This is a genomic window from Streptomyces kebangsaanensis (genome assembly GCF_001906585.1).
Lineage (GTDB): Bacteria > Actinomycetota > Actinomycetes > Streptomycetales > Streptomycetaceae > Streptomyces > Streptomyces kebangsaanensis.
On record NZ_JUJA01000058.1, the window covers coordinates 42,438 to 64,513 of the forward strand.

A 22,076-nucleotide genomic window follows, 5' to 3' on the forward strand; every position below is an offset into this window, starting at 1 on the left:
CCCAGCTCTCCCCGCCCAGGCCCGCGCTCCCCCCGCCGACGTGCGCGAACAGGTGTCCCGGGCCGCGCTCCCGCAACCGCTTCAGGACGGTCCCGCGTTCCGCGAGGAGCGTGAAGTGCCGTACGTCGTGGCCCAGTTCGCGCAGCCGGCCGACGGTCTCGGCGAAGTGGCCGGAGTCGGTGACGGTCATGGGGGCGATCACCACGCCCTCGTGCCGGGTGAGGGCCAGGTCCAGGACCTCGACCACGCCCTGCCGCCAGGACGCCAGTTCCTGGAAGTCCCCCCGCAGTTCGGGCGGGAGCATACGACGCAGGCCGAAGCCGGCGTGCTCGGGATCGCAGATGACGCTGCCGGGCAGGCGGCGCTGGATCTCGTGTGCGGTCTGTGTCTTGCCGCCCCCGAAGGGGCCGTTGATCCACAGGAGCATGCGCAGACCCTACCGACGCCCGCCCGCTGCGCTCAGCCGTGTCCGCCCGCCCGGACGAGGCCGGTCTCGTAGGCCAGCACGACCACCTGCACCCGGTCGCGCAGACCCAGCTTGGTCAGGATGCGGCCCACATGGGTCTTCACGGTCGCCTCGGACAGCACCAGCCGGGCGGCGATCTCGCCGTTCGACAGGCCCTGCGCGACCAGCACCATGACCTCGCGCTCGCGCTCGGTGAGCCGCTGCAGCTCCTTGTGCTGCGGCTCCTTGCCGGCGGTGGGCAGCATCGGCGCGAACCGGTCGAGCAGACGGCGGGTGGTGGAGGGCGCGACGACGGCGTCACCGCTGTGCACGGCGCGGATCGCGGCGAGCAGGTCGCCGGGCGGCACGTCCTTGAGCATGAACCCGGAGGCGCCCGCCTTCAGCCCGGAGAAGGCGTACTCGTCGAGGTCGAAGGTGGTCAGTATCAGCACCTTCGGCGGGTTGGGCTCCGAGCAGATGCGGCGGGTGGTCTCCACACCGTCCAGCTTCGGCATGCGCACGTCCATCAGCACCACGTCCACGGCGGTCGCGCGCAGCGCCTGCAGGGCCTCGACGCCGTCACCCGCCTCCGCGACGACCTCCATGTCCGGCTGGGCGGCGAGCACCATCCGGAATCCGGTGCGCAGCAGCGCCTGGTCGTCGACGAGCATCACGCGGATCGTCATCGGGGTCCTTCCGTCCTGGGGTCGGCGGGTCAGAGGCGGGTCAAGGGGCGGGGCAGGGGCAGGGGCAGGGGCAACAGGGTCGTACGTCCACGTCAGTGCGCCGGTTTGAGCGGCAGCAGGGCGCTGATGCGGAAGCCCCCACCGGGGCGGGGGCCCGCGTCCAGGGTGCCGCCGACCATGCCGACGCGTTCGCGCATGCCGATCAGGCCGTGGCCCCGGCCGTCGGCGCCGCCCTCCTCGTACAGCTCGTGCGGGGCGCCCTTGCCGTCGTCCTCGACGAGCAGGCCGAGGCCGTCGTCGAAGTAGACCAGGCGCACGCTCGCGCCCGCGTTCGGCCCGCCGTGCTTGCGGGTGTTGGTCAGGGCCTCCTGCACGATGCGGTACGCGGTGAGCTCGACCCCGCTGGGCAGCGGACGCGGGGTGCCCTCGACCCTGAAGTCCACGGGCAGTCCGGAGCCCCGGCACTGCTCGACCAGCTCCTCGATCTGGTCGACGTCGGGCTGCGGCACGTACTCGCCGCCCTCCTGGTGCTCGCCGGTGCGCAGCACGCCCAGCAGGCGGCGCATCTCGGCCAGGGCCTGGCGGCCGGTGGAGGAGATGGTCTCCAGGGCCTTCTTCGCCTGGTCGGGCGCGGCGTCGAGGACGTAGGCGGCGCCGTCGGCCTGCACCACCATCACCGACACGTTGTGCGCGACCACGTCGTGCAGCTCGCGCGCGATCCGGGCGCGCTCGGCGGCGACCGCCACCTTCGCCTGCGCCTCGCGCTCCTTCTCCAGACGGGCGGCGCGCTCCTCCAGCTGCGCGAAGTAGGCGCGGCGGGTGCGCATGGAGTCGCCGAGCACCCAGGCGAGGACGAACGGCACCGTGGTGAAGACCGCCACGGCGACGTTGCCGATGGCGCTCGCGTCGGACTGCGGCCAGCGGATCTGCGCGAGGCTCGCCGCGCACAGCCCGCCGGCCAGGGCGAACCGGGAGGCCCAGCGGGCGCCGTCCGCGGCGACGGTGTAGACGATCACCAGCAAGGCGAAGTCGGCCGGCGTCGTCTGGACGTCCAGGACCAGCTGTGCCACGCCGGTCGCCGCCGCCAGCAGCAGCATCTTCTCGGGCATCCGGCGGCGCAGTGCGACGACCGCGCACAGCACGGCGGAGACGGCCAGGGCCGCGCCGGGTGATCCGTGGTGGTTCGGCGCCCTGTGGATGCTCGCCGCGCTCACGCCGGAGATCCCGAGCAGGACGAGGGCCCAGAAACCGTCGACCCACATCGGGTGCCTGCGGAGGAAGTCATAGAGGCGCTGCACGTAACCCAGAGTAGGCAAGCGGGACAGGCGTGGGGGTCAACCGGAGGGCCGATCCGCACCCGGCGCTCGTACTCCCCAAGGTGGAGGCCGTGATCACCTGTGCGCCTAGTCTGGCGAGGTGGCGGACAACACAGAGGGCGGCACCGCGGACACCAGGGCGGACACCGGGACGGACATCGAGGCGGACGGCCCGGCGGAGGAGTGGCGCGGCTGGCGGGCGGCGGCCGAGGAGGCCCTGTACGGGCCGGACGGCTTCTACCGGCGGCCGGAGGGACCGGCCGGGCACTTCCGTACGTCCGTGCACGCCTCGCCGCTGTTCGCGCGGGCCGTGGCGCGGCTGCTGTGCCTGGTCGACGAGGCGCTGGGGCGCCCGGCGGCGCTGGACTTCGTCGACATGGCGGCCGGGCGGGGCGAGCTGGCCGCCGGGGTGCTCGCCGCGCTGCCCGCGGACGTGGCCGCACGCACGCGTGTGCACGCCGTCGAGATCGCCGGCCGGCCCGGCGGTCTCGACCACCGGATCGAGTGGCTGCCCGAGCCCCCGCGGGGGATCACGGGGCTGCTGTTCGCCAACGAGTGGCTGGACAACGTGCCGGTGGAGGTCGCGGAGGTGGACGCCGCGGGCGTACCCCGGCGCGTTCTCGTACGGCGGGACGGCAGCGAGCGGCTCGGGGAGCCGGTGGCGGAAGCGGAGGCCGAGTGGCTGGCGCGGTGGTGGCCGCTGCCGGCCGAGCAGGGGCTGCGCGCGGAGATCGGGCTGCCCCGGGACATCTCCTGGGCCGCCGCGGTCTCCCGCGTGGAGCGGGGACTGGCGGTCGCCGTCGACTACGCGCACACGGCGGACACCCGGCCGCCCTTCGGCACGCTCACCGGCTTCCGGGAGGGCCGGGAGACGGCGCCGGTACCGGACGGCTCGTGCGACATCACGGCGCACGTGGCACTGGACGCGTGCGCTGCGTACGCGCCCCCGGGCGCCCGTCTGCTCACCCAGCGCGACGCCCTGCGCGCCCTGGGGGTCACCGGCGCACGTCCCTCGCTGTCGCTCGCCTCCGCGCGCCCCGAAGAGTACGTACGCGCCCTGGCGCGCGCCGGGGAGGCCGCCGAGCTCACCGCGGCCGGCGGGCTCGGTGACTTCGGCTGGCTGGTGCGGCCGGTCGGCGTGCCCGGGCCGGCGGCCCTATTTGTCGATGTCCCCGACCACGAAGAACAGTGACCCCAGGATCGCCACCATGTCCGCCACCAGCGTGCCCGGCAGCAGCTCGGCGAGCGCCTGGATGTTGTTGTACGAGGCCGAGCGCAGCTTCAGCCGGTACGGGGTCTTCTCGCCCTTGCTGACCAGGTAGTAGCCGTTGATGCCGAGCGGGTTCTCGGTCCACGCGTACGTGTGCCCCTCAGGCGCCTTCAAAACCTTCGGCAGCCGCTGGTTGATCGGGCCCGGCTCCAGCTCGGCCAGCCGGTCCAGGCAGGCGTCGGCGAGGTCGAGCGCGTTGTGGGTCTGCTCCAGCAGGCACTCGAAGCGGGCCAGGCAGTCGCCCTCCTGCCGGGTGACGACCTTCAGGGTGTCCCGCAGCTCCCCGTAGGCGAGGTACGGCTCGTCGCGGCGCAGGTCGAAGTCGACCCCCGAGGCGCGCGCGATCGGGCCGCTCACGCCGTAGGCGTGCACGGCCTGCGGCGTCAGGACACCCACGCCCCGGGTGCGCCCCCGGAAGATCTCGTTGCCGAGCACCAGGTCGTCGAAGACGTCCATGCGCGAGCGCACGGCGGCGACCGCGGCACGCACGCGCGTGGCCCACCCGGCCGGCAGGTCCTCCTTCAGGCCGCCGACCCGGTTGAACATGTAGTGCATCCGGCCGCCGGAGACCTCCTCCATGACGTTCTGCAGTACCTCGCGCTCCCGGAACGCGTAGAAGACCGGCGTGATGCCGCCCAGCTCCAGCGGGTAGGAGCCGAGGAACATCAGGTGGTTGAGCACCCGGTTGAGCTCCGCGAGCAGCGTGCGCGTCCACACCGCGCGCACGGGGACCTCCATGCCGAGCATCCGCTCCACGGCGAGGACCACGCCCAGCTCGTTCGAGAAGGCCGACAGCCAGTCGTGGCGGTTGGCCAGCATGATGATCTGGCGGTAGTCACGCGCCTCGAACAGCTTCTCCGCGCCGCGGTGCATGTAGCCGATCACCGGCTCCGCCCGCGAGATGCGCTCGCCGTCCAGCACCAGCTTCAGCCGCAGCACCCCGTGCGTGGACGGGTGCTGGGGTCCGATGTTGAGCACCATGTCGGTGCTCTCCGCGGCGCCGCCGATCCCGACCGTGGTCTGGGTCGTAGGAGTCATGGACCCAGTCTCCCCTACGTACGCTTGCCCCATGGAGACGGGGAGCGTGGACGTGGAACGGGCGGCCGGGGACGAACCGGTGTGGATCCCGCTGCCGCGCGGCCTGCTGCGGATGCGGCGGCTGCTGCTGGTGGTGTGGCTGGGCCTGCTCACCCTGGTGGTGGGACTGCTGCCGGGGCTGCTGGCCGGTCCCGTCTGGTCGGCGTTCGCGCTGCTGCCGCCGGCGCTGGCGGCGTGGGGCTGGGTGCTGCTCGGCCGCAACTGGCGCTCCTGGCGGTACGCCGAGCGCGCCGACGACCTGCTGATCAGCCGGGGCGTGCTGTGGCGCGAGGAGACCGTCGTGCCGTACGGGCGGATGCAGCTGGTCGAGGTCACCTCCGGGCCGGTCGAGCGGCACTTCGGGCTGGCCACCGTGCAGCTGCACACGGCCGCCGCCGCGACCGACGCGACCATCCCCGGCCTCGACCCGGCCGAGGCGGAACGGCTGCGCGACCGGCTCACCGAGCTCGGCGAGGCCCGATCGGCGGGGCTGTGACGGCGGCGGGGGGCGAGGAGGTCATACGCGACGGGCGGCCCGTGACCGAGCGGCGGCTGCATCCCGTGACCCCGCTCAGACGGGCGTGGGCGCCGGTCGCCGTGCTCGCGGGCTGGGCCGTGCACGACCTCGACCAGGCGCAGCGGCAGCTCGCCCGGCTGACCACGACCACCCTGCTGATCGGGCTCGCGGTGCTCGTGCCCGCGGCCGCCCTCTACGGCTTCCTGTCCTGGTGGTTCACGCGTTTCGCGGTGACCGACACCGAACTGCGCATCCGCACCGGCCTGTTGTTCCGGCGCACCGCGCACATCCGGCTGGAGCGGGTCCAGGCCGTCGACGTCACCCGGCCGCTGCTCGCGCGGGTCGCGGGCGTGGCCAAGCTCAAGCTCGACGTCATAGGGACGGACCAGAAGGACGAACTGGCCTTCCTCGGTGAGGAGGAGGCCCGGGCGCTGCGCGCCGAACTGCTGGCGCGGGCGGCCGGGTTCGCGCCCGAGTCGGCGCACGAGGTCGGTGAGGCACCCGCGCGGGAGCTCGTGCGCGTACCCGCGCGCGTGATCGCCGTCTCGCTGCTGCTGACGGGCGCGGTCTGGGGCTCACTGGTCGCCGCCGTCGTCGTGCCGTCGGTGCTGTGGCTGGTCACCGGCAACCTGTGGACGGTGCTGGTGTCCGCGGTGCCGCTGTTCGGCGGGGCCGTGACCAACAGCGCGGGCCGCTTCGTCGCCTTCTACGGCTGGACGGTGGGCGAGTCGCCCGACGGGCTGCGGATCGACCGGGGGCTGCTGGACCGCGCCCACGAGACGGTGCCGCCGGGGCGGGTGCAGACCGTACGGATCGTGGAGCCGCTGCTGTGGCGGTGGCTCGGCTGGGTCCGGGTGGAGCTGGACGTGGCCGGGTCGTCCGACTCCGTGCTGCTGCCGGTCGCCCCGCGCGAGGTCGCCGAGGCGGTCGTCGCGCGGGTGCTGCCGGGGGTGACGGTACCGCCGGCGGCCTCGCTGACACGTCCGCCGCGGCGTGCCCGGTGGTGCCTGCCGGTGTGGTGGCGCGGACACGGAATCGCCGTCACCGACGCGGTGTTCGCCGCGCGGCACGGGCTCCTGTGCCGTCGGCTCGCGCTGGTGCCCCACGCCAAGGTGCAGAGCGTACGGCTGTCGCAGGGCCCGTGGGAGCGCGTACGGCGCGTCGCCGACATCCGCGTGGACACCGGCGCCGACAAGACCGTGACGGCCCGTCTGCGGGACGCCGAGGAGGCGGCGGAGCTCCTGCGGACCCAGGCGGAGAGGTCCCGCACGGGGCGCCGGACCGCGCGGCCGGACCGCTGGATGGCCTGAGCGCGGCCCGGCGGGTGTCAGGAGGCCGCGGTGCGCAGGCCCTGCATGTCGATCGTGTCGATCGATTCCGTCTCGTCGTGGGGCGTCAGGTCGATGACCTGGCCCGCGGCCGGCTTGTACCGGGACTCGGCCTCCTCCTTGTGGAGGGCGAGGGCCTCCTGGCCGACCACGTCGGCGAGGTCCTCGTTCTGGACGGTGTCCAGGTCGGTGGACGGCGCGTCCTTCTTCGTACCGAAGAAGTCGAATCCGCCCTCGGCCACCGGGCGCCGCGCGGGCGCGGCCGGTACGACGGCCACCGCGGTCGGCACGGTGAAGTGCCCGGAGGGCGGCTGCGGCGCGGACTTGGCAGGAGGCGCCGACTCGACCGACTCCACCGGTTCGCTCGGCCCGGCCGGTTCGCTCGCCGCGGCCGGCTCGGTCGTGGTGGCGTCCGCGCGCTCGTGCGCGTCGGCGGCCTCGGGCTGCCCCTCCGGTCCGTCCTCCCGCGCGGTGTCGGCGCCGTCACCACCGTCGTCCTCCGACGAGGCGTCAGGCTCCTCGGCGGCGGCCGCGTCCGTCTCCTCGCCGTCCGTGCCCAACCGCGACAGCGCCGCCCGGGCCCGCAGGAACAGCTCGGTGCCCTCCGGGGAGAACACACCGGATTCCCCGGTCTCCGGCTTCTCCTCCGCGGCGGCGTCCGCGTCGGCCGTCGGCGCGGCGGGCAGCGCGAGGGCGTCGGGGGCGGCCTCTATCTCCAGCAGGCGGCGGCCCTCCAGCGCGCTCGCCCGCTCGGTCTCCGCCGTGGCGTACCGCCGCAGCAGTGCCGCGTGCTCGTTGCGCAGCCCCGCCAGCTCCGCGCGCCTGGCCCGCAGCTTCTGCTCGAGCCGGGCACGCAGCTCGCGCGACTCCTCGAGATCCGCCTCGAGTTCGGCGACGCGTTCCTCGAAGCGCCACTCGTCGCTCGCACGCGCGCGCGTGAGGTCGGCGACCTGCCGGCCGGCCTGCGTGTCCCAGTGGCGCATGACGGCCGCGCCGAGGACCGCGGTCGCCGCGGTGAACGCGGCGAGCAACCGCAGCGCGATCGCGTCCGCGAACACCCAGGATCCCAGGGCGCAGACGAGCGAGACGCCGGCGATCGCCGAAGGAGGCAGCAGCCTGTGCAAGGGTGGGGAATGGCGGTGACGTCCACGTGGCATGGCCAGAAACTTACCGCGCGTAGACGGGTCTCGGCAGGCCGCCCGGTAAAAAGACAGCCATACCGAAACCTTCGTGCGGCAGTGGGAGTTCAGGCCGCCTTTTCCTTCGCTCCAGCAAGATCATTTCAATGGTCGCCCAGACGGGCGCCCATCCACTGCAGCGTCGCCGGGATCTCACGCCGCCAGGTGTTGAAGTTGTGACCGCCGCTGTCGAGGATGATCGACGAGATCCGTGTCCTGTTCGTCGCCCTCACCTCGTCTATGAACCTGAGCGTCGCCTTGTAGTTGCTCTCGCCGACCTTGCTGCTGGTGACGAGCAGTGACGTGTCGGGCGCGGGCAGGTGTTTGATGCTCCACCGCAGGTCGGCCCGGTTCCGCAGCTGCTGCTGCCCCTGGAAGAGATCGCCCGTGGTCGGGTCGATCGGCGCCTTGTAGTACGGGGACAGGCCCGCGCCCGCGGCGTACACCTCGGGATGGTGCATGGCGAGTTTCAGCGCGCAGTAACCACCCGTGGAGTTGCCGACGATGCCCCAGCTGCCCGGCTTCCTCGCGACCCGGTAGTGGGCGACGACGGCGTCCGGCAGGTCCTTGGCGAAGAACGTCTCGGTCTGCGGGCCCCCCGGGATGTCCACGCACTCCGTGTCCCGCGGCGGCGCCACCGTCGGGCGCAGCATCACCAGGATCATCGGCTGCATCCGCCCGTCCCCGGCGAGCTCCCGCGCCGTACGCGGATAGTGCAGCTTGCTGATCAGCGCCTGCGCGGTGCCCGGGTAGCCGGTGAGGACCACGGCCGCGGGGAAGGTGCGCGTGCGGTACTGCGGCTGGAAGTACTCCGGTGGCAGGTATATGAACGCGGGCGTGGCGATGCGGGTCGTACGGCCCACGATGTCGACCTTCTGGATCTGGCCGGCGATCCGCGGCCGCCCGCCGTCGCCCAGCCGCATCTGCTGGGTGCCGACCACCTGCAGCGGGCCGCCGGTGCGGCCGCGCGCCGAGTTGTCGACGACGACCCCCTGACTGTTCTCCTGTCCGAACAGGTCCGCCCAGCTGGCGTAGAAGCCGAAGGCCTGGTTGGCGGCGAGCCCGGCGCACGCGAACAGCGCCAGCTGGGTGGCCAGCAGCAGGCCGACGCGTCCGCCGACCGCACGCCAGGTGCGGCGGGCCAGACGTGGCCAGAGCCACACCGTGCCGACGAACAGCAGGACGGCGAACAGAACCGCCAGTACCAACACCTTGTTGCTCGTGAGACCCATGGGCTCTTACCTGCCTGCACTTCCCGCCCGGGCCCGCCGCCTCCTCGCGAGGGCTTGCCCCGGCCTTTCCCTGGCCTTTGACCCGACTTTCCGGCGGGGAGTGAACCTGACTCCCCTGAACACCGTCCTAGAGGGCGCAATGTCGCCGGATGCCCGGGATCGGCACCGGATTCAAGGTCTCTCGCAGAACTACGGGATGCGATGTCCGCCAGGATAGATGGGGAAATGTCAGACAAGGTTCCGCGCCGGCCCAGCCGGGTGCGGCGCACGCTCCGCGGCCCGCGCCCCGAGGCCGTCCCCGCTCTGGTCGGCAGGGCCTGCGCGGTCGTCGGCCTCCTGGACATCGCCGCGGGTGTCTTCCCGCGCTTCAGGCACAGCCGTATGCACGCCATGGCCGAGGTGCTGCCGGGCTCGTTCGGCCCGTTCGCCGCGGCCCTCTCGCTCAGCGTGGGCGTGCTGTTGCTGCTGCTCGCGCACGGCCTGAAGCGGCGCAAGCGGCGGGCCTGGCGCGCGGCCGTGGTGCTGCTGCCGGCCGGCGCGGCGGCGGAGTTCGTCTACCGGCACTCCGTGATCGGGGTGATCATCTCACTCGCGCTGCTCGCGCCGCTGCTGATGCACCGCCGTGAGTTCGCCGCGCTGCCGGATCCGCGCAGCCGCTGGCGGGCACTGACCAACTTCGTCCTGATGAGCGCGGGTTCGCTGGGCCTCGGCATGATCATCGTCACCGTGCACGGGCACCGGATGGTCGGCGACCCCAGTGTGGCGGACCGGCTGACCCATGTCGTCTACGGCCTGTTCGGCTTCGAGGGCCCGGTCGACTACCAGGGCAGCACCTCCTGGACCGTCGCCTTCTCCCTCGGCGCCCTCGGCTGGCTCACCGCGGTCACCACCGTCTACCTGGCCTTCCGCCCCGAGCACCCGGCCGCGCGCCTGACCGAGGAGGACGAGAGCAGGCTGCGCGCCCTGCTGGCCAAGCACGGCGGCCGGGACTCCCTCGGCCACTTCGCGCTGCGCAGGGACAAGGCGGTCGTGTTCTCCCCCAGCGGCAAGGCGGCCGTGACGTACCGCGTCGTCTCCGGCGTGATGCTGGCCAGCGGCGACCCGATCGGCGACGTCGAGGCCTGGCCGGGGGCCATCGAGCGGTTCATGGACGAGGCCAAGGCCCACTCCTGGACGCCCGCCGTCATGGGCTGCTCCGAGACCGGCGGCGAGGTGTGGACCCGGGAGACCGGTCTGGACGCCCTGGAACTGGGCGACGAGGCGGTGGTCGACGTCGCGGATTTCTCGCTCGCCGGACGCGCGATGCGCAATGTCCGTCAGATGGTCAAGCGCATCGAGCGGGCCGGCTACGAAACCCGGGTACGGCGCGTCCGTGACCTCGGGGACACCGAGATGGAGCGGATCCGGCGGGCCGCGGAGGACTGGCGCGGCACGGACACCGAGCGCGGCTTCTCCATGGCGCTCGGCCGTATCGGCGACCCCGCCGACGGCGACTGCCTGATCGCCACCGCGCACAAGCAGGAAGACGAGCCGGGCGAGTACGGCGACCTGAAGGCGATCCTGCACTTCGTGCCCTGGGGCGAGGACGGCGCCTCCCTGGACCTGATGCGGCGCGACCGCTCGGCCGACCCCGGCATGAACGAACTGCTGATCGTCGCGGCGCTCCAGGCCGCTCCGAAGTTCGGCATCACCCGCGTCTCGCTGAACTTCGCGATGTTCCGCTCGGCGCTGGCGCGCGGCGAGAAGATCGGCGCGGGGCCCGTGCTGCGGGCCTGGCGCGGGCTGCTGGTGTTCCTCTCGCGCTGGTTCCAGATCGAGTCGCTGTACAAGTTCAACGCCAAGTTCCAGCCCCGCTGGGAGCCGCGGTTCGTCGTCTACCGCGCCTCCGCGGACCTGCCCCGCATCGGCTTCGCCGCCATGCAGGCCGAGGGCTTCGTCGACCTGGCCCTGCCCCTGCCGCGCTTCCTGCGCCGCCGCACCGCCACCGGGCGCGCCTGCGACCACTCGGTCGCGGAACGGGACGTACGCGCGGCGTAGGGCCTGGCGTCACCTTCCCGCCGGGCGGACGTCCCGGCGCGGCGGACGGTCCAGCCCGGCGGACGGTCCAGCCCGGCAGGCGTCCCGGCCCAGGGCCGGCGCCCGGGGCACGGATGGTGCGGTCGGGTGCGGGGCCTACGCTGAAAGTATGAGCAATTACAGCGGGCGCGGCCGAGTGGCGGGCCTTCCGGCATGGAACCGGTGCGCGGTCATGGGGGTCGTGAACGTGACCCCCGACTCCTTCTCCGACGGGGGCCGCTGGTTCGACACGACCACCGCCGTCAAGCACGGCCTGGACCTCGTCGCCCAGGGAGCGGACCTGATCGACGTGGGCGGCGAGTCCACCCGCCCCGGCGCCACCCGTGTCGACGAGGCCGAGGAACTGCGGCGCGTCGTCCCCGTCGTCCGCGGCCTCGCCTCCGAGGGCGTCACGGTCTCCGTGGACACCATGCACGCCCGCGTCGCCGAGCAGGCGCTCGCGGCGGGCGCCGCACTTGTCAACGACGTCAGCGGCGGCCTCGCCGACCCCGCGATGATCCCGGTGGTCGCGGACACGGGCGCCCCGTTCGTCGTGATGCACTGGCGCGGCTTCCTGGAGGGCGGCGCCATCCGCGGGGTGTACGACGACGTCGTCACCGAAGTCGTCGACGAACTGCGCGCGCGCGTTGAGGCCGTCCTGGAGGGCGGCGTCGCCGCCGACCGCGTCGTCGTCGACCCCGGCCTCGGCTTCTCCAAGGAGACCGGGCACGACCTGGCGCTCCTGGCCCGCCTCGACCGTCTGCGGGGCCTGGGACACCCGGTCCTCGTCGCCGCCTCCCGCAAGCGGTTCCTCGGCCGGGTGCTGGCCGGCCCCGACGGCGCGCCGCCGCCCGCGCGCGAGCGCGACGCCGCCACCGCCGCCGTCTCCGCGCTCGCCGCGCACGCCGGCGCCTGGGCCGTACGCGTGCACGAGGTCCGCGCGACGGCGGACGCGGTACGGGTCGCCCACGCCGTGGAGGAGGCGCGCACCACCGGCGACCACACGCCGGGCGCGTGCTCTTCCGAAGGAGCCCGGTGAGCGCCCCCCACACCGACGTGGAGCAGGTGGAGTCGGCCAACACCGCCTTCTACGAGGCGTTGGAACAGGGCGACTTCGATGAGCTGTCCGCCCTCTGGCTCGCCCCCTCCGACCTGGGCGTCGACGAGGAGTACCACGACCCGGCCGACACCGGCGTGATCTCCTGCGTGCACCCCGGCTGGCCCGTGCTCACCGGACGCGGCGAGGTCCTGCGCTCGTACGCGCTGATCATGGCCAACACCGACTACATCCAGTTCTTCCTCACCGACGTCCACGTCTCGGTGACGGGTAACACCGCCCTGGTGACCTGCACCGAGAACATCCTCAGCGGCGGCCCCGCCCCCGCGGACGGCGGCGAGCTCGGCCCGCTGGTCGGACAGCTCGTCGTCGCCACCAACGTGTTCCGGCGCACGTCCTTCGGCTGGAAGCTCTGGTCCCACCACGCCTCCCCGGTTCTGGCCGAGAGCGACGAGGACGAGGAGGACGCGGACGACGACACGTCCGCCTGAGTGGGCCCGAGCGGGCAGGCGCCCGGTGCGGGGCCCGGGGACGTGGCCGGAATCACGCGCTCGGGAAAAGGGCCGGCCACCGCCCCGTGAGCAGCCGGGTTCTCCAGGGAAAACACAGGGTGAAACCTCCCGGGCCCGGCTCGCCCGGCCTCCCCCGCGGCCCGGTTCTGTCAGTGCCCGCGGGTAGATTCGTTCGGGACCGGTGTGCCGCCCGCACGCGGCAGAACCGGCCGCCGCCGACGACTGCAGGAGTGATTCGCGTGGATCGTGTCGCGCTGCGCGGCCTGAGGGCCCGCGGGCACCACGGTGTGTTCCCCAAGGAGCGCGAGGAGGGCCAGACCTTCCTCGTGGACGTCGTCATGGGAGTGGACACCCGTCCGGCCGCGGCCGACGACGACCTGACGAGGACCGTGCACTACGGCATCGTGGCCGAGGAGGTCGTGGCCGTGGTGGAGGGCGAGCCGGTGAACCTCATCGAGACGCTCGCCGAGCGCATCGCCCAGGTCTGTCTGAAGCACGAAGGGGTCCAGGAGGTCGAGGTCTGCGTCCACAAGCCGGACGCACCGATCACCGTCCCCTTCGACGACGTGACCGTCACCATCACCCGGAGCCGAGTATGAACGCACCCTTCGCCAAAGGGCAGAGCGACCCGACCGTCCAGCCGGTGCCCGCCTCCGTCGTCGCGAGGGTCGACGCCGCCGACAGCACCCTGCAGAACCCCAAGCGGGCCGTGATCTCGATCGGCTCCAACCTCGGCAACCGCCTGGAGACCCTCCAGGGCGCCGTGGACGCCCTGGAGGACACCCCCGGCGTCCGCATCAAGCACGTCTCCCCGGTCTACGAGACCGAGCCGTGGGGCGTCGAGCCCAACACCCAGCCGTCATACTTCAACGCGGTGGTGATCCTGAGGACGACCCTGCCGCCGTCCTCCCTCCTGGAGCGCGCCCACGCCATCGAGGAGGCCTTCAACCGGGTCCGCGACGAGCGCTGGGGCCCGCGCACCATCGACGTCGACATCGTCTCCTACGCCGACGCCGTCTCCGACGACCCGGTCCTCACGCTCCCCCACCCGCGCGCCCACGAACGCGCCTTCGTCCTCGCCCCGTGGCACGACGTGGACCCGCAGGCCCAGCTTCCCGGCCGGGGCCCGGTGGCCGACCTGCTGACCGCGGTCACCCGCGAGGGTGTCGAGCCCCGGGGGGACCTGGAACTCCGGCTGCCCGAGTAGTCGTTAAGGTCTAGACGACGCAGAACCTGCGCGAGACGTGCGACCGACCACAGTCCGGGGGAGCTGAAGGGACACCGTGAGAGAGCTGCGCATCAGGGTGCTGGCCGGCGTGTTCGTCGTCGCCGGAGTGCTGTCCTGGGCGGCCGCCCGTCTGTGGAACGCGGTGGGGACACTCCCCAGCGTCCCCTTGGCAGCCCCCGTCGTCCTCGCTCTGATCGCCGCGGTCCTCCTGGCCACGGCGCTCTCCCTGCGGGCCCGGCTGAAGGCCCAGCGCGAGCGCCGCCCCGGCGCCAAGGGCGTCGACCTCCTGATGGCGGCCCGCGCGGTCGTCTTCGGTCAGGCCAGTGCCCTGGTCGCCGCCCTGGTCGCCGGCGTGTACGGCGGCACGGGCATCGTCCTGCTGACACTCCTCGACATCCCGGCCCGCCGCGACCAGGCCGTCTACGCCGGCTTCTCGGTCGTCGCCGGCATCGCGGTGATAGCGGCCGCCCTGTTCCTCGAACGGGTCTGCAGACTCCCGGAGGACGACGACCACGACCACCCGGGGGCGGAACCGGCGGCGTGAGGGCCACCAGGGCTGCCGAGCGAGATGTCCGTTGACCACCAGCGGCGCGTAACCCTTCCCGGACGTGCCGTCTGAGCACGCGGCCCCGATCAGGTGGCCGGATGCGTCACCCGGCCGGATCGTCAGCCTCTCGCGGCACGACTTACGAGCGTGGGTCCAGGCCAGAACGCTCCCCGCGGCGCCCCCGGCATGGCCCCACGGCCTCGTGGACCTTCTCGGTCGCCACCTCCGTGACGGTGGTCCGGGCTGTTGATCCGGGGCCGCATCGGGCACCACCGGCAATCAGGTCAGCGCGCCATGATCAGACTCATTGCCTCATTGCGGGTGGCGGGGTCCCGAAGCTGTCCCCGCACCGCCGACGTGATGGTCTTCGCGCCGGGCTTCCGCACGCCGCGCATCGTCATGCACATGTGTTCGCACTCGATGACGACGATCACACCGCGCGGCTCCAGAATCTGCATCAGGGAGTCGGCGATCTGCGTGGTGAGCCGTTCCTGCACCTGCGGACGACGGGCGTATACGTCGACCAGCCGAGCCAGCTTCGACAGGCCCGTGATCTTCCCATCGGCGGACGGAATGTAGCCGACGTGAGCAAAACCCACGAACGGGACCAGATGATGTTCACACGAGCTCAGGACTTCGATGTCCTTCACGAGGACCATCTCGTCGTGCCCCAGGTCGAACGTCGTCGTCAGAACGTCCTCGGGCTTCTGCCACAGGCCCGCGAATATCTCCCTGTACGCCCGGGCCACCCGTGCCGGTGTCTCGAGCAGGCCCTCGCGGTCCGGATCCTCGCCGACCGCGATGAGGAGTTCGCGCACGGCGTTCTCAGCGCGCTTCTCGTCGAACTCGCCGATGGTCGCCTCGCCGTCCAGCGTCACGGGGTCGGTCATGTGAAGCCTCGTTCCTGGTGTGTCTGATCTGCGGACATGCGAAACGCCGCACCCCCCAGGCTAGAACCAGGGGGGTGCGGCACACATTCCGGGGCCGGTGCGGCCCGGCGCCAGGTGTCAGTTGTCCCGGCGGTCCTCCGAAGCCTGCTCCGTGGCCGGGGCGGGCTCGGTGGCCGTGGACTTGACCGTGCTGATCGCCGGCGTCGCGCCGTTCGCCCCGTTGGTCAGCGCGAGCTCCTTCGGGGAGAGCACCGGCGGGCGGGTCGACGGCGTACGGCGGGAGGAGCCGGTCCAGGCGGGCCGCGGCGGACGCTTGACGATGGTGGCGAAGATCTCGGCGATCTCCTCCTTGCCCAGGGTCTCCTTCTCCAGGAGAGCCAGGACGAGGTTGTCGAGGACGTCGCGGTTCTCGACCAGGATCTCCCAGGCCTCGTTGTGCGCGTTCTCGATGAGCTTCTTGACTTCCTCGTCCACCAGCGCGGCGACCTCTTCCGAGTAGTCGCGCTGGTGAGCCATCTCACGTCCGAGGAACGGCTCGGTGTTGTCGCCGCCGAACTTGATCGCACCCAGGCGCTCGGTCATGCCGTACTGCGTGACCATCGCGCGGGCCGTGGCGGTGGCCTTCTCGATGTCGTTCGCCGCGCCCGTGGTCGGGTCGTGGAAGACCAGTTCCTCGGCCGCGCGGCCGCCCAGCATGTAGGCGAGCTGGTCCAGCATCTCGTTGCGCGTGGTCGAGTACTTGTCCTCGTCCGGGAGCACCATCGTGTAGCCGAGGGCGCGGCCGCGGGACAGGATCGTGATCTTGTGGACCGGGTCGGAGTTCGGCGAGGCCGCCGCGACCAGGGCGTGACCGCCCTCGTGGTACGCGGTGATCTTCTTCTCCTTGTCCGACATGATCCGGGTCCGCTTCTGCGGGCCGGCGACCACGCGGTCGATCGCCTCGTCCAGCATCTGGTTGTCGATCAGCTTCTTGTCGCTGCGGGCCGTGAGCAGCGCGGCCTCGTTCAGCACGTTGGACAGATCGGCACCGGTGAAGCCAGGCGTGCGGCGGGCGACGGCGGACAGGTCGACGTCGGGCGCGACCGGCTTGCCCTTCTGGTGGACCTTGAGGATCTCCAGACGGCCCAGCATGTCGGGGCGGTCGACGGCGATCTGCCGGTCGAAGCGGCCCGGGCGCAGCAGCGCCGGGTCGAGGATGTCGGGGCGGTTGGTGGCGGCGATGAGGATCACACCGCCCTTGACGTCGAAACCGTCCATCTCGACGAGCAGCTGGTTCAGCGTCTGCTCGCGCTCGTCGTGACCGCCGCCGAGGCCGGCGCCGCGGTGGCGGCCGACCGCGTCGATCTCGTCGACGAAGACGATCGCCGGCGCGTTCGCCTTGGCCTGCTCGAACAGGTCGCGGACCCGGGAGGCACCGACACCGACGAACATCTCGACGAAGTCGGAACCGGAGATCGAGTAGAAGGGCACGCCGGCCTCGCCCGCGACGGCACGCGCGAGCAGGGTCTTGCCGGTGCCGGGCGGGCCGTAGAGCAGCACGCCCTTGGGGATCTTCGCGCCGACGGCCTGGAACTTGGCCGGCTCCTGCAGGAACTCCTTGATCTCGTGGAGCTCCTCGACGGCCTCGTCCGCGCCGGCGACGTCCGCGAACGTCGTCTTCGGGGTGTCCTTGGTGATGAGCTTGGCCTTGGACTTGCCGAAGTTCATGACCCGGGAGCCGCCGCCCTGCATCTGGTTCATCAGGAACAGGAAGACGACCACGATGAGGACGAAGGGCAGCAGGGAGAGCAGGACGCCGACGAAGGCGTTCTGCTTGGTCGGCGAGACCGTGTAGCCCTTCGGGATCTGCTTGTCCTGGTACTTGGTCTGCAGCGTGTTGGCGATGGTCACGCCCTGGTCGCCGATGTAGCTCGCCTGGATCTTCGAGCTGCCCTCGACCTTCTGACCGTCCTTGAGCTCGACCTTGATGGTCTGCTCGTCGCCGGTGGTCAGCTTGGCCTGCTGGACCCGGTTGTCATTGATCGCTGCTACGACCTGGCCTGTGTCCACCGTCTTGTAGCCGCCGGACTCGCCGACGACGTTCATCAACACGACCACGGCAAGGACGGCCAGCACGATCCACATGACCGGCCCACGGAAGTATCGCTTCACGTCCATCCATACGGAGCGGTGCCGCCCCGTCCCTCCTGCCATAGTGAGTTTGATAAGACAGTTCTTCTGACGGTACCCCAGCGTGGTGGCCCGAAGCCGCACGAGAGGGCTGTCGTTCCCGTCCGCATGCTCCAACGGCTCCGGGGCCGCCGGGGTTCCCGATCAACGTACGGTGCATGGCCCCTTCGGGACTCAGCCGCCGTAGACGTGGGGGGCGAGCGTACCGACGAACGGCAGGTTCCGGTACTTCTCGGCGTAGTCCAGGCCGTAGCCGACGACGAACTCGTTGGGGATGTCGAAGCCGACCCACTCCACGTCGATGGCGACCTTCGCGGCCTCCGGCTTGCGCAGCAGCGTGCACACCTTCAGGGAGGCGGGCTCGCGGGAGCCGAGGTTGGAGATCAGCCAGGACAGGGTCAGACCGGAGTCGATGATGTCCTCGACGACCAGGACGTGCTTGCCCTTGATGTCGGTGTCGAGGTCCTTGAGGATCCGCACGACGCCGGAGGACTGGGTGCCCGCGCCGTAGGAGGACACGGCCATCCAGTCCATGGTGAGCGGGGTGGACAGCGCCCGGGCCAGGTCCGCCATGACCATGACCGCGCCCTTGAGGACGCCGACGATCAGCAGGTCCTTCCCCTCGTACTCCGCGTCGATCTTCGCAGCCAGCTCGGCCAGCTTCGCGTCGATCTCTTCCTTGCTGATGAGTACCTGCTTGAGGTCGGCACCCATGTCTTTCGCGTCCACCCGCATCACTTTCGGTCGGTCGTCACACCGGCTGTTCCGGCCCACCCCGGCGGGGCGGGCCGGCCACCGCGGCCTCCCCGGAGGGGGAGACCGGCGCCTCTTCCCCTGAGGGAAGGATTCAGCCTTGCCGAATCACCAGTCTGCCACCCTGCCGCTGGGCGACGACCCGGCCCGGGAGATTGATGGCCCCCTGACCGCGCCAGCCGGTGATCAGCCGGTCGACTTCCTCGATGTGCCGGGCGAACAGGGAACCGGCCGGGGCTCCGGCCTCGATGGCGGCGCGGCGCAGGATGCGGCGGCGCACGGCGGGCGGCAGTTCGTGGAGCTTGGCGCACTCCAGGCGGCCGGCGTCGTCGCGGACGGCGGTCTCGGCGTGGCTGGCCCAGGCGTCGAGGGCGTCGGCGTCGTCGCGGGAGAGCTGGGCGGTGCGGGCGAGGGCCCCGACGACACCCTTGCCGAGGGCCTTCTCCAGGGCGGGCAGGCCCTCGTGGCGCAGCCGGGAGCGGGTGTAGGCGGGGTCGGTGTTGTGCGGGTCGTCCCAGACGGGCAGGGACTGGACCATGCAGGCCGTACGGGCGGTCTGCCGGTCGATGTGCAGGAAGGGGCGGCGGTAACGGCCGCCGGCCCCCGAGACCGCGGCCATTCCGGACAGGGAGCGGATGCCGGAGCCGCGGGCGAGGCCGAGCAGCACGGTCTCGGCCTGGTCGTCGCGGGTGTGGCCGAGCAGGACGGCGTGGGCGCCGTGGCGTTCGGCGGCGGCGTCGAGGGCGGCGTAGCGGGCGTCGCGGGCGGCGGCCTCCGGTCCGCCGTCGCGGCCCACGGTGACGGCGATGGCCTCGACCGGGTCCAGGCCGAGTTCGCGCAGCCGCTGGGCGACCTCGTCGGCGCGCCGGCCGGAGCCGTCCTGGAGGCGGTGGTCGACGGTGATGCCGCCGGCCCGGATGCCGAGCCTGGGGGCCTCGAAGGCGAGGGCGGAGGCGAGTGCCATGGAGTCGGCGCCGCCGGAGCAGGCCACGAGCACGAGCGGCGCGGGCGGGCGCTCGTGCGGAGCCGGCGGGTTCTCGGGGCCCTGCGGGGCCGGCGCGCCGTGGTGGGCCCGCGGGACGGTCCGCGGGGTGCGGCCCGGTGCCGGCACGCCGTGCGGCGGCTGCCCGGGGAGCTGCGCGGCCCGGGGGTCCGGCCGGTCGTGCGGGGCCGGTGGCGCGGGGTGGGGCGGGATCTGCTCGTTCAGGATGTCGTGGAGGACGCGGCGTACCGCCAGGCGTATCGCCGCGACCGCAGGATGGGGACCCATGTCCGGTTCCCTTCACGGAGTCTTCGGGGGTGAGCCCGATACCGGTCACTCACAGTGTGTACATGGTGACAGAAACGGGGCGTTCCCCGAGCATCGCACGCCTGCCCCTCGCTCACGGTCCCTCGGACGAGTGATTGCCATGGCGTTTGCCTGCCGTCGGCCGGATTCGGTCGACGGCGACCGCGGCCGTGGTCACGGCTCGCTCCTGCGGTGCACCCGTGCGATCCAGTCCGCCGGTTCGGCGATCTCCGCCTTGGTGGGGAGGGTGTTCGGGGAGGTCCACACCCGGTTGAAGCCGTCCATGCCGACCTGCTCGACGACCGCGCGGACGAACCGCTCCCCGTCCCGGTACTGCCGCAGCTTGGCGTCCAGGCCGAGCAGCTTGCGCAGGGCCATGTCCAGGCGGGAGGCGCCCTTGGCACGGCGCTGCTGGAACTTCTCGCGGATCTCCGCGACGGTCGGTACGGCGTCCGGGCCGACCCCGTCCATCACGTAGTCGGCGTGGCCCTCCAGGAGGGACATCACGGCGGTGAGGCGGCCGAGGATCTCCCGCTGGGCCGGGGTCTGGACGAGCTCGACCAGGGAGCGTCCGCCGTCGTCCTCCTCGCCCTCGGGGCGGCCGCCGACCAGCGACTGGGCGGCGTCGCGGAGGCGCTCCAGGAAGGCCATGGGGTCGACGTCGGTCTCCGCCAGGAAGGACTGGATTTCGCCCTCGAGGTGGTCGCGCAGCCAGGGCACGGCGGTGAACTGCGTGCGGTGCGTCTCCTCGTGCAGGCACACCCACAGGCGGAAGTCGTGGGGTTCCACGTCGAGCTCGCGCTCGACGTGGACGATGTTCGGCGCGACGAGCAGGAGCCGGCCGCCGCCGTTCTCCCCGGCGGGGAGGTCGCGGGCGGCCGGGGCGAAGGTCTCGTACTGGCCGAGGACGCGGGAGGCGAGGAAGGACAGCAGCACGCCGAGCTCGACGCCGGTGACCTTGCCGCCGACGGCGCCGAGGACCGCGCCGCCGGGGGTGCCGCCGCGACGCTGCTGCATCTTGTCGAGGAGCGGTTTGAGGATCTCCCGGAAGCCGGCGACGTTCGCCCGGATCCAGCCGGGACGGTCGACCACGAGCACGGGCGTGTCGTGGGTCTCGTCGGTGCCCAGACGGGTGAAGCCCCGGACGTGTTCCTCGGAGACCTTGGCGTGCCGGCGCAGTTCCGCGACGACCGCCCGGGCCTCGTCCCGGCTCACCTCGGGGCCCGGCCGTACGAGCCGGGTCGCGGTCGCGACCGCGAGATTCCAGTCGACCATCCCGGGAGTTGCGGCACCACCGATGCTCGTCATGGGTCAACGGTACGTGAGCGCCGCCACTGCTGGCAGGGCGGCGAGGCCCGGCAGGCGGTCGTGTGTCCGGGAGGTACCGGTGCCGGCCGGTGGGTCAGCGGCAGGAGCAGGTGGTCAGGGTGGTGACGGTCCGGTCCAGGGCCGACTGGGCCGCTTCCTGGCCGGTGGTGTTCTCCGTGAGGAAGGCGAAGGCCAGGAGGTGGCCGTCCCGGGTCACCACCGTGCCCGCCAGGGTGTTGACGCCGGTCAGGGTGCCGGTCTTGGCGCGGACCAGGCCGGCCGCGCCGTCCGCGCCGTCCGCTCCGTCCGCGTAGCGGCTGCTCAGGGTGCCGGTGAAGCCGGCGACCGGGAGGCCGGTGAGGACCGGGCGGAGTTCGGGGTGGGCGGGGTCGGCCGCCTTGAGGAGCAGGGCCGTGAGCAGGTCCGCGGTGAGCCGGTCGGCCCGGTCGAGGCCGCTGCCGTCGTGGAACGCGGCGCCCGTCAGGGGGAGGCCGAGCCCGCGGAGCCGGGCCTCGACCGCGCCCGCGCCGCCGGCGAAGTCGGGGCGGGCGCCGGTCGCGACGGCCGTGTGGCGGGTCAGGGCCTCGGCGATGTCGTTGTCGCTGTTGGTGAGCATGCGTTCGACCAGGGCGGACAGCGGGGGCGAGGAGACGGTCGCCAGGTTCTCCGCGCGCGCGGTCGCCCGGGACGGACCGGCGACCGTGGTGGGGACGCCGGCGTCGGACAGCAGGCGTGCGAAGGTGTCCGCCGCGTGAGCCGCCGGGTCGGCCACGCGTGGGGCGGGGCCCCTGGTCGAGTCGTCGGCGCGGGCCTCGTCGGCCATCAGTGCGGTGACCCGGGCGATGTTCTCGTTGACGCCGATGGGGTGCAGGTCGGGACCGGCGTACAGCGAGGTGTCGTACGACAGTGTCGCCTCCGTCACACCCCGCTTGGCCAGCGCGGCCGCCGTCCCGTCGGCGAGGGCGCGCAGGCTCGCCCAGCCCTGGGTGTCCTCACGGGCGGTGAGCGTGGGGTCGCCGCCGCCGACCAGGACGAGTTCTCCGGTGCCGGGCTCCAGGACGGCGCGGGTGGTGAGCCGGTGGTCCGGACCGAGGGCGGACAGCGCGGCGACGCCGGTGGCGATCTTGGTGGTGGAGGCGGGGGTGAGCGCCTCGCCGGCCCCCTGGCCGTACAGCCGCCTGCCGGTGGCCATGTCGACGACGGAGGCGGAGCGGCGGGTG

The 22,076-nt window shown here is 72.5% G+C and carries 21 protein-coding genes; 9 read left to right on the forward strand and 12 right to left on the reverse strand.

Going from position 1 to position 22,076, the window contains the following annotated elements; genetic code table 11:
- The 3 genes from RH94_RS08370 to RH94_RS08380 form a co-directional block, all read right to left on the reverse strand.
- Positions 1-427: AAA family ATPase (locus RH94_RS08370; protein WP_407697274.1), on the reverse strand; the 427-nt coding region annotated here is incomplete at its 3' end.
- Between the two features lie 32 nt (positions 428-459).
- A complete protein-coding gene (locus RH94_RS08375) occupies positions 460-1,131 on the reverse strand; it encodes a response regulator (RefSeq protein ID WP_073946997.1) in 672 nt (223 codons plus the stop codon).
- Positions 1,132-1,223: 92 nt separating this feature from the next.
- Positions 1,224-2,429 (reverse strand): sensor histidine kinase, encoded by a 1,206-nt coding sequence (locus RH94_RS08380; RefSeq protein ID WP_073946999.1) that lies wholly within the window; start codon positions 2,427-2,429, stop codon positions 1,224-1,226.
- 175 nt (positions 2,430-2,604) lie between these two features.
- Between RH94_RS08380 and RH94_RS08385 the strand changes: the two genes are divergently transcribed.
- The gene (locus RH94_RS08385) at positions 2,605-3,639 is read left to right on the forward strand and encodes an SAM-dependent methyltransferase (protein WP_073947111.1); all 1,035 of its coding nucleotides are present in this window, start codon (positions 2,605-2,607) and stop codon (positions 3,637-3,639) included.
- On the opposite strand, the gene RH94_RS08390 is transcribed toward RH94_RS08385, so the two are convergent.
- Positions 3,604-4,755 carry an NADH-quinone oxidoreductase subunit D gene (locus RH94_RS08390; protein WP_073947000.1) on the reverse strand — a complete coding sequence of 384 codons (1,152 nt, stop codon included), beginning with the start codon at positions 4,753-4,755 and terminating at the stop codon, positions 3,604-3,606. The genes RH94_RS08385 and RH94_RS08390 overlap by 36 nt on opposite strands.
- Before the next feature lie 31 nt (positions 4,756-4,786).
- Between RH94_RS08390 and RH94_RS08395 the strand changes: the two genes are divergently transcribed.
- Together RH94_RS08395 and RH94_RS08400 are read left to right on the forward strand one after the other, a co-directional pair.
- Positions 4,787-5,290, forward strand: coding sequence for a PH domain-containing protein (locus RH94_RS08395; RefSeq protein ID WP_073947001.1), 504 nt, complete (start codon positions 4,787-4,789; stop codon positions 5,288-5,290).
- Positions 5,287-6,621, forward strand: a complete 1,335-nt coding sequence (locus RH94_RS08400) for a PH domain-containing protein (protein WP_073947002.1) — start codon at positions 5,287-5,289, stop codon at positions 6,619-6,621. The genes RH94_RS08395 and RH94_RS08400 overlap by 4 nt, the downstream gene beginning before the upstream one ends.
- A gap of 17 nt (positions 6,622-6,638) precedes the next feature.
- Here the strand turns inward: RH94_RS08400 and RH94_RS08405 are convergent, their stop codons facing one another.
- The gene (locus tag RH94_RS08405) at positions 6,639-7,763 is read right to left on the reverse strand and encodes a hypothetical protein (RefSeq protein WP_234425623.1); all 1,125 of its coding nucleotides are present in this window, start codon (positions 7,761-7,763) and stop codon (positions 6,639-6,641) included.
- A 158-nt stretch (positions 7,764-7,921) separates the two neighbouring features.
- On the reverse strand, positions 7,922-9,049 hold the full coding sequence (locus tag RH94_RS08410) for an alpha/beta hydrolase (protein ID WP_073947004.1): 1,128 nt from the start codon (positions 9,047-9,049) through the stop codon (positions 7,922-7,924).
- Positions 9,050-9,274: 225 nt separating this feature from the next.
- On the opposite strand from RH94_RS08410, the gene RH94_RS08415 reads away from it, so the two are divergent.
- The 6 genes from RH94_RS08415 to RH94_RS08440 all read left to right on the forward strand — a co-directional run bounded on the left by RH94_RS08415 (position 9,275) and on the right by RH94_RS08440 (position 14,445).
- Complete coding sequence (locus tag RH94_RS08415; RefSeq protein WP_073947005.1) at positions 9,275-11,086, forward strand: phosphatidylglycerol lysyltransferase domain-containing protein; 1,812 nt, start codon at positions 9,275-9,277, stop codon at positions 11,084-11,086.
- A gap of 148 nt (positions 11,087-11,234) precedes the next feature.
- The gene (gene folP, locus RH94_RS08420; protein ID WP_073947006.1) at positions 11,235-12,143 is read left to right on the forward strand and encodes a dihydropteroate synthase; all 909 of its coding nucleotides are present in this window, start codon (positions 11,235-11,237) and stop codon (positions 12,141-12,143) included.
- Complete coding sequence (locus RH94_RS08425; RefSeq protein ID WP_073947007.1) at positions 12,140-12,652, forward strand: nuclear transport factor 2 family protein; 513 nt, start codon at positions 12,140-12,142, stop codon at positions 12,650-12,652. Before folP ends, RH94_RS08425 begins: the two co-directional genes overlap by 4 nt.
- Before the next feature lie 260 nt (positions 12,653-12,912).
- Entirely contained in the window at positions 12,913-13,272 is a 360-nt protein-coding gene (folB, locus tag RH94_RS08430; RefSeq protein ID WP_073947008.1) for a dihydroneopterin aldolase, read from the forward strand.
- Positions 13,269-13,880 (forward strand): 2-amino-4-hydroxy-6-hydroxymethyldihydropteridine diphosphokinase, encoded by a 612-nt coding sequence (gene folK, locus RH94_RS08435; protein ID WP_073947009.1) that lies wholly within the window; start codon positions 13,269-13,271, stop codon positions 13,878-13,880. The genes folB and folK overlap by 4 nt, the downstream gene beginning before the upstream one ends.
- A gap of 76 nt (positions 13,881-13,956) precedes the next feature.
- Complete coding sequence (locus RH94_RS08440; protein WP_073947010.1) at positions 13,957-14,445, forward strand: DUF3180 domain-containing protein; 489 nt, start codon at positions 13,957-13,959, stop codon at positions 14,443-14,445.
- A gap of 287 nt (positions 14,446-14,732) precedes the next feature.
- On the opposite strand, the gene folE is transcribed toward RH94_RS08440, so the two are convergent.
- The 6 genes from folE to dacB all read right to left on the reverse strand — a co-directional run.
- On the reverse strand, positions 14,733-15,338 hold the full coding sequence (folE, locus tag RH94_RS08445) for a GTP cyclohydrolase I FolE (RefSeq protein ID WP_073947011.1): 606 nt from the start codon (positions 15,336-15,338) through the stop codon (positions 14,733-14,735).
- Between the two features lie 117 nt (positions 15,339-15,455).
- Positions 15,456-17,495, reverse strand: a complete 2,040-nt coding sequence (ftsH, locus tag RH94_RS08450) for an ATP-dependent zinc metalloprotease FtsH (RefSeq protein ID WP_073947012.1) — start codon at positions 17,493-17,495, stop codon at positions 15,456-15,458.
- Positions 17,496-17,681: 186 nt separating this feature from the next.
- Complete coding sequence (hpt, locus tag RH94_RS08455) at positions 17,682-18,242, reverse strand: hypoxanthine phosphoribosyltransferase (RefSeq protein WP_073947013.1); 561 nt, start codon at positions 18,240-18,242, stop codon at positions 17,682-17,684.
- Positions 18,243-18,354: 112 nt separating this feature from the next.
- On the reverse strand, positions 18,355-19,530 hold the full coding sequence (gene tilS, locus RH94_RS08460) for a tRNA lysidine(34) synthetase TilS (RefSeq protein ID WP_073947014.1): 1,176 nt from the start codon (positions 19,528-19,530) through the stop codon (positions 18,355-18,357).
- Positions 19,531-19,722: 192 nt separating this feature from the next.
- Positions 19,723-20,823, reverse strand: a complete 1,101-nt coding sequence (locus RH94_RS08465; RefSeq protein ID WP_073947015.1) for a zinc-dependent metalloprotease — start codon at positions 20,821-20,823, stop codon at positions 19,723-19,725.
- Between the two features lie 127 nt (positions 20,824-20,950).
- On the reverse strand, positions 20,951-22,076 hold a 1,126-nt coding region (gene dacB / locus RH94_RS08470; protein ID WP_234425624.1), incomplete at its 5' end, for a D-alanyl-D-alanine carboxypeptidase/D-alanyl-D-alanine endopeptidase.

What these genes read in the sequence shown, in the direction of transcription:
- RH94_RS08415 (WP_073947005.1), top strand. Translation starts at nt 9,275, where the DNA reads ATGTCAGACAAGGTTCCGCGCCGGCCCAGCCGGGTGCGGCGCACGCTC.
- hpt (WP_073947013.1), bottom strand. Translation starts at nt 18,242, where the DNA reads ATGCGGGTGGACGCGAAAGACATGGGTGCCGACCTCAAGCAGGTACTC.
- RH94_RS08410 (WP_073947004.1), bottom strand. Translation starts at nt 9,049, where the DNA reads ATGGGTCTCACGAGCAACAAGGTGTTGGTACTGGCGGTTCTGTTCGCC.
- tilS (WP_073947014.1), bottom strand. Translation starts at nt 19,530, where the DNA reads ATGGGTCCCCATCCTGCGGTCGCGGCGATACGCCTGGCGGTACGCCGC.
- RH94_RS08395 (WP_073947001.1), top strand. Translation starts at nt 4,787, where the DNA reads ATGGAGACGGGGAGCGTGGACGTGGAACGGGCGGCCGGGGACGAACCG.
- RH94_RS08375 (WP_073946997.1), bottom strand. Translation starts at nt 1,131, where the DNA reads ATGACGATCCGCGTGATGCTCGTCGACGACCAGGCGCTGCTGCGCACC.
- ftsH (WP_073947012.1), bottom strand. Translation starts at nt 17,495, where the DNA reads ATGGACGTGAAGCGATACTTCCGTGGGCCGGTCATGTGGATCGTGCTG.
- folK (WP_073947009.1), top strand. Translation starts at nt 13,269, where the DNA reads ATGAACGCACCCTTCGCCAAAGGGCAGAGCGACCCGACCGTCCAGCCG.
- RH94_RS08390 (WP_073947000.1), bottom strand. Translation starts at nt 4,755, where the DNA reads ATGACTCCTACGACCCAGACCACGGTCGGGATCGGCGGCGCCGCGGAG.
- folE (WP_073947011.1), bottom strand. Translation starts at nt 15,338, where the DNA reads ATGACCGACCCCGTGACGCTGGACGGCGAGGCGACCATCGGCGAGTTC.
- RH94_RS08465 (WP_073947015.1), bottom strand. Translation starts at nt 20,823, where the DNA reads ATGGTCGACTGGAATCTCGCGGTCGCGACCGCGACCCGGCTCGTACGG.
- folP (WP_073947006.1), top strand. Translation starts at nt 11,235, where the DNA reads ATGAGCAATTACAGCGGGCGCGGCCGAGTGGCGGGCCTTCCGGCATGG.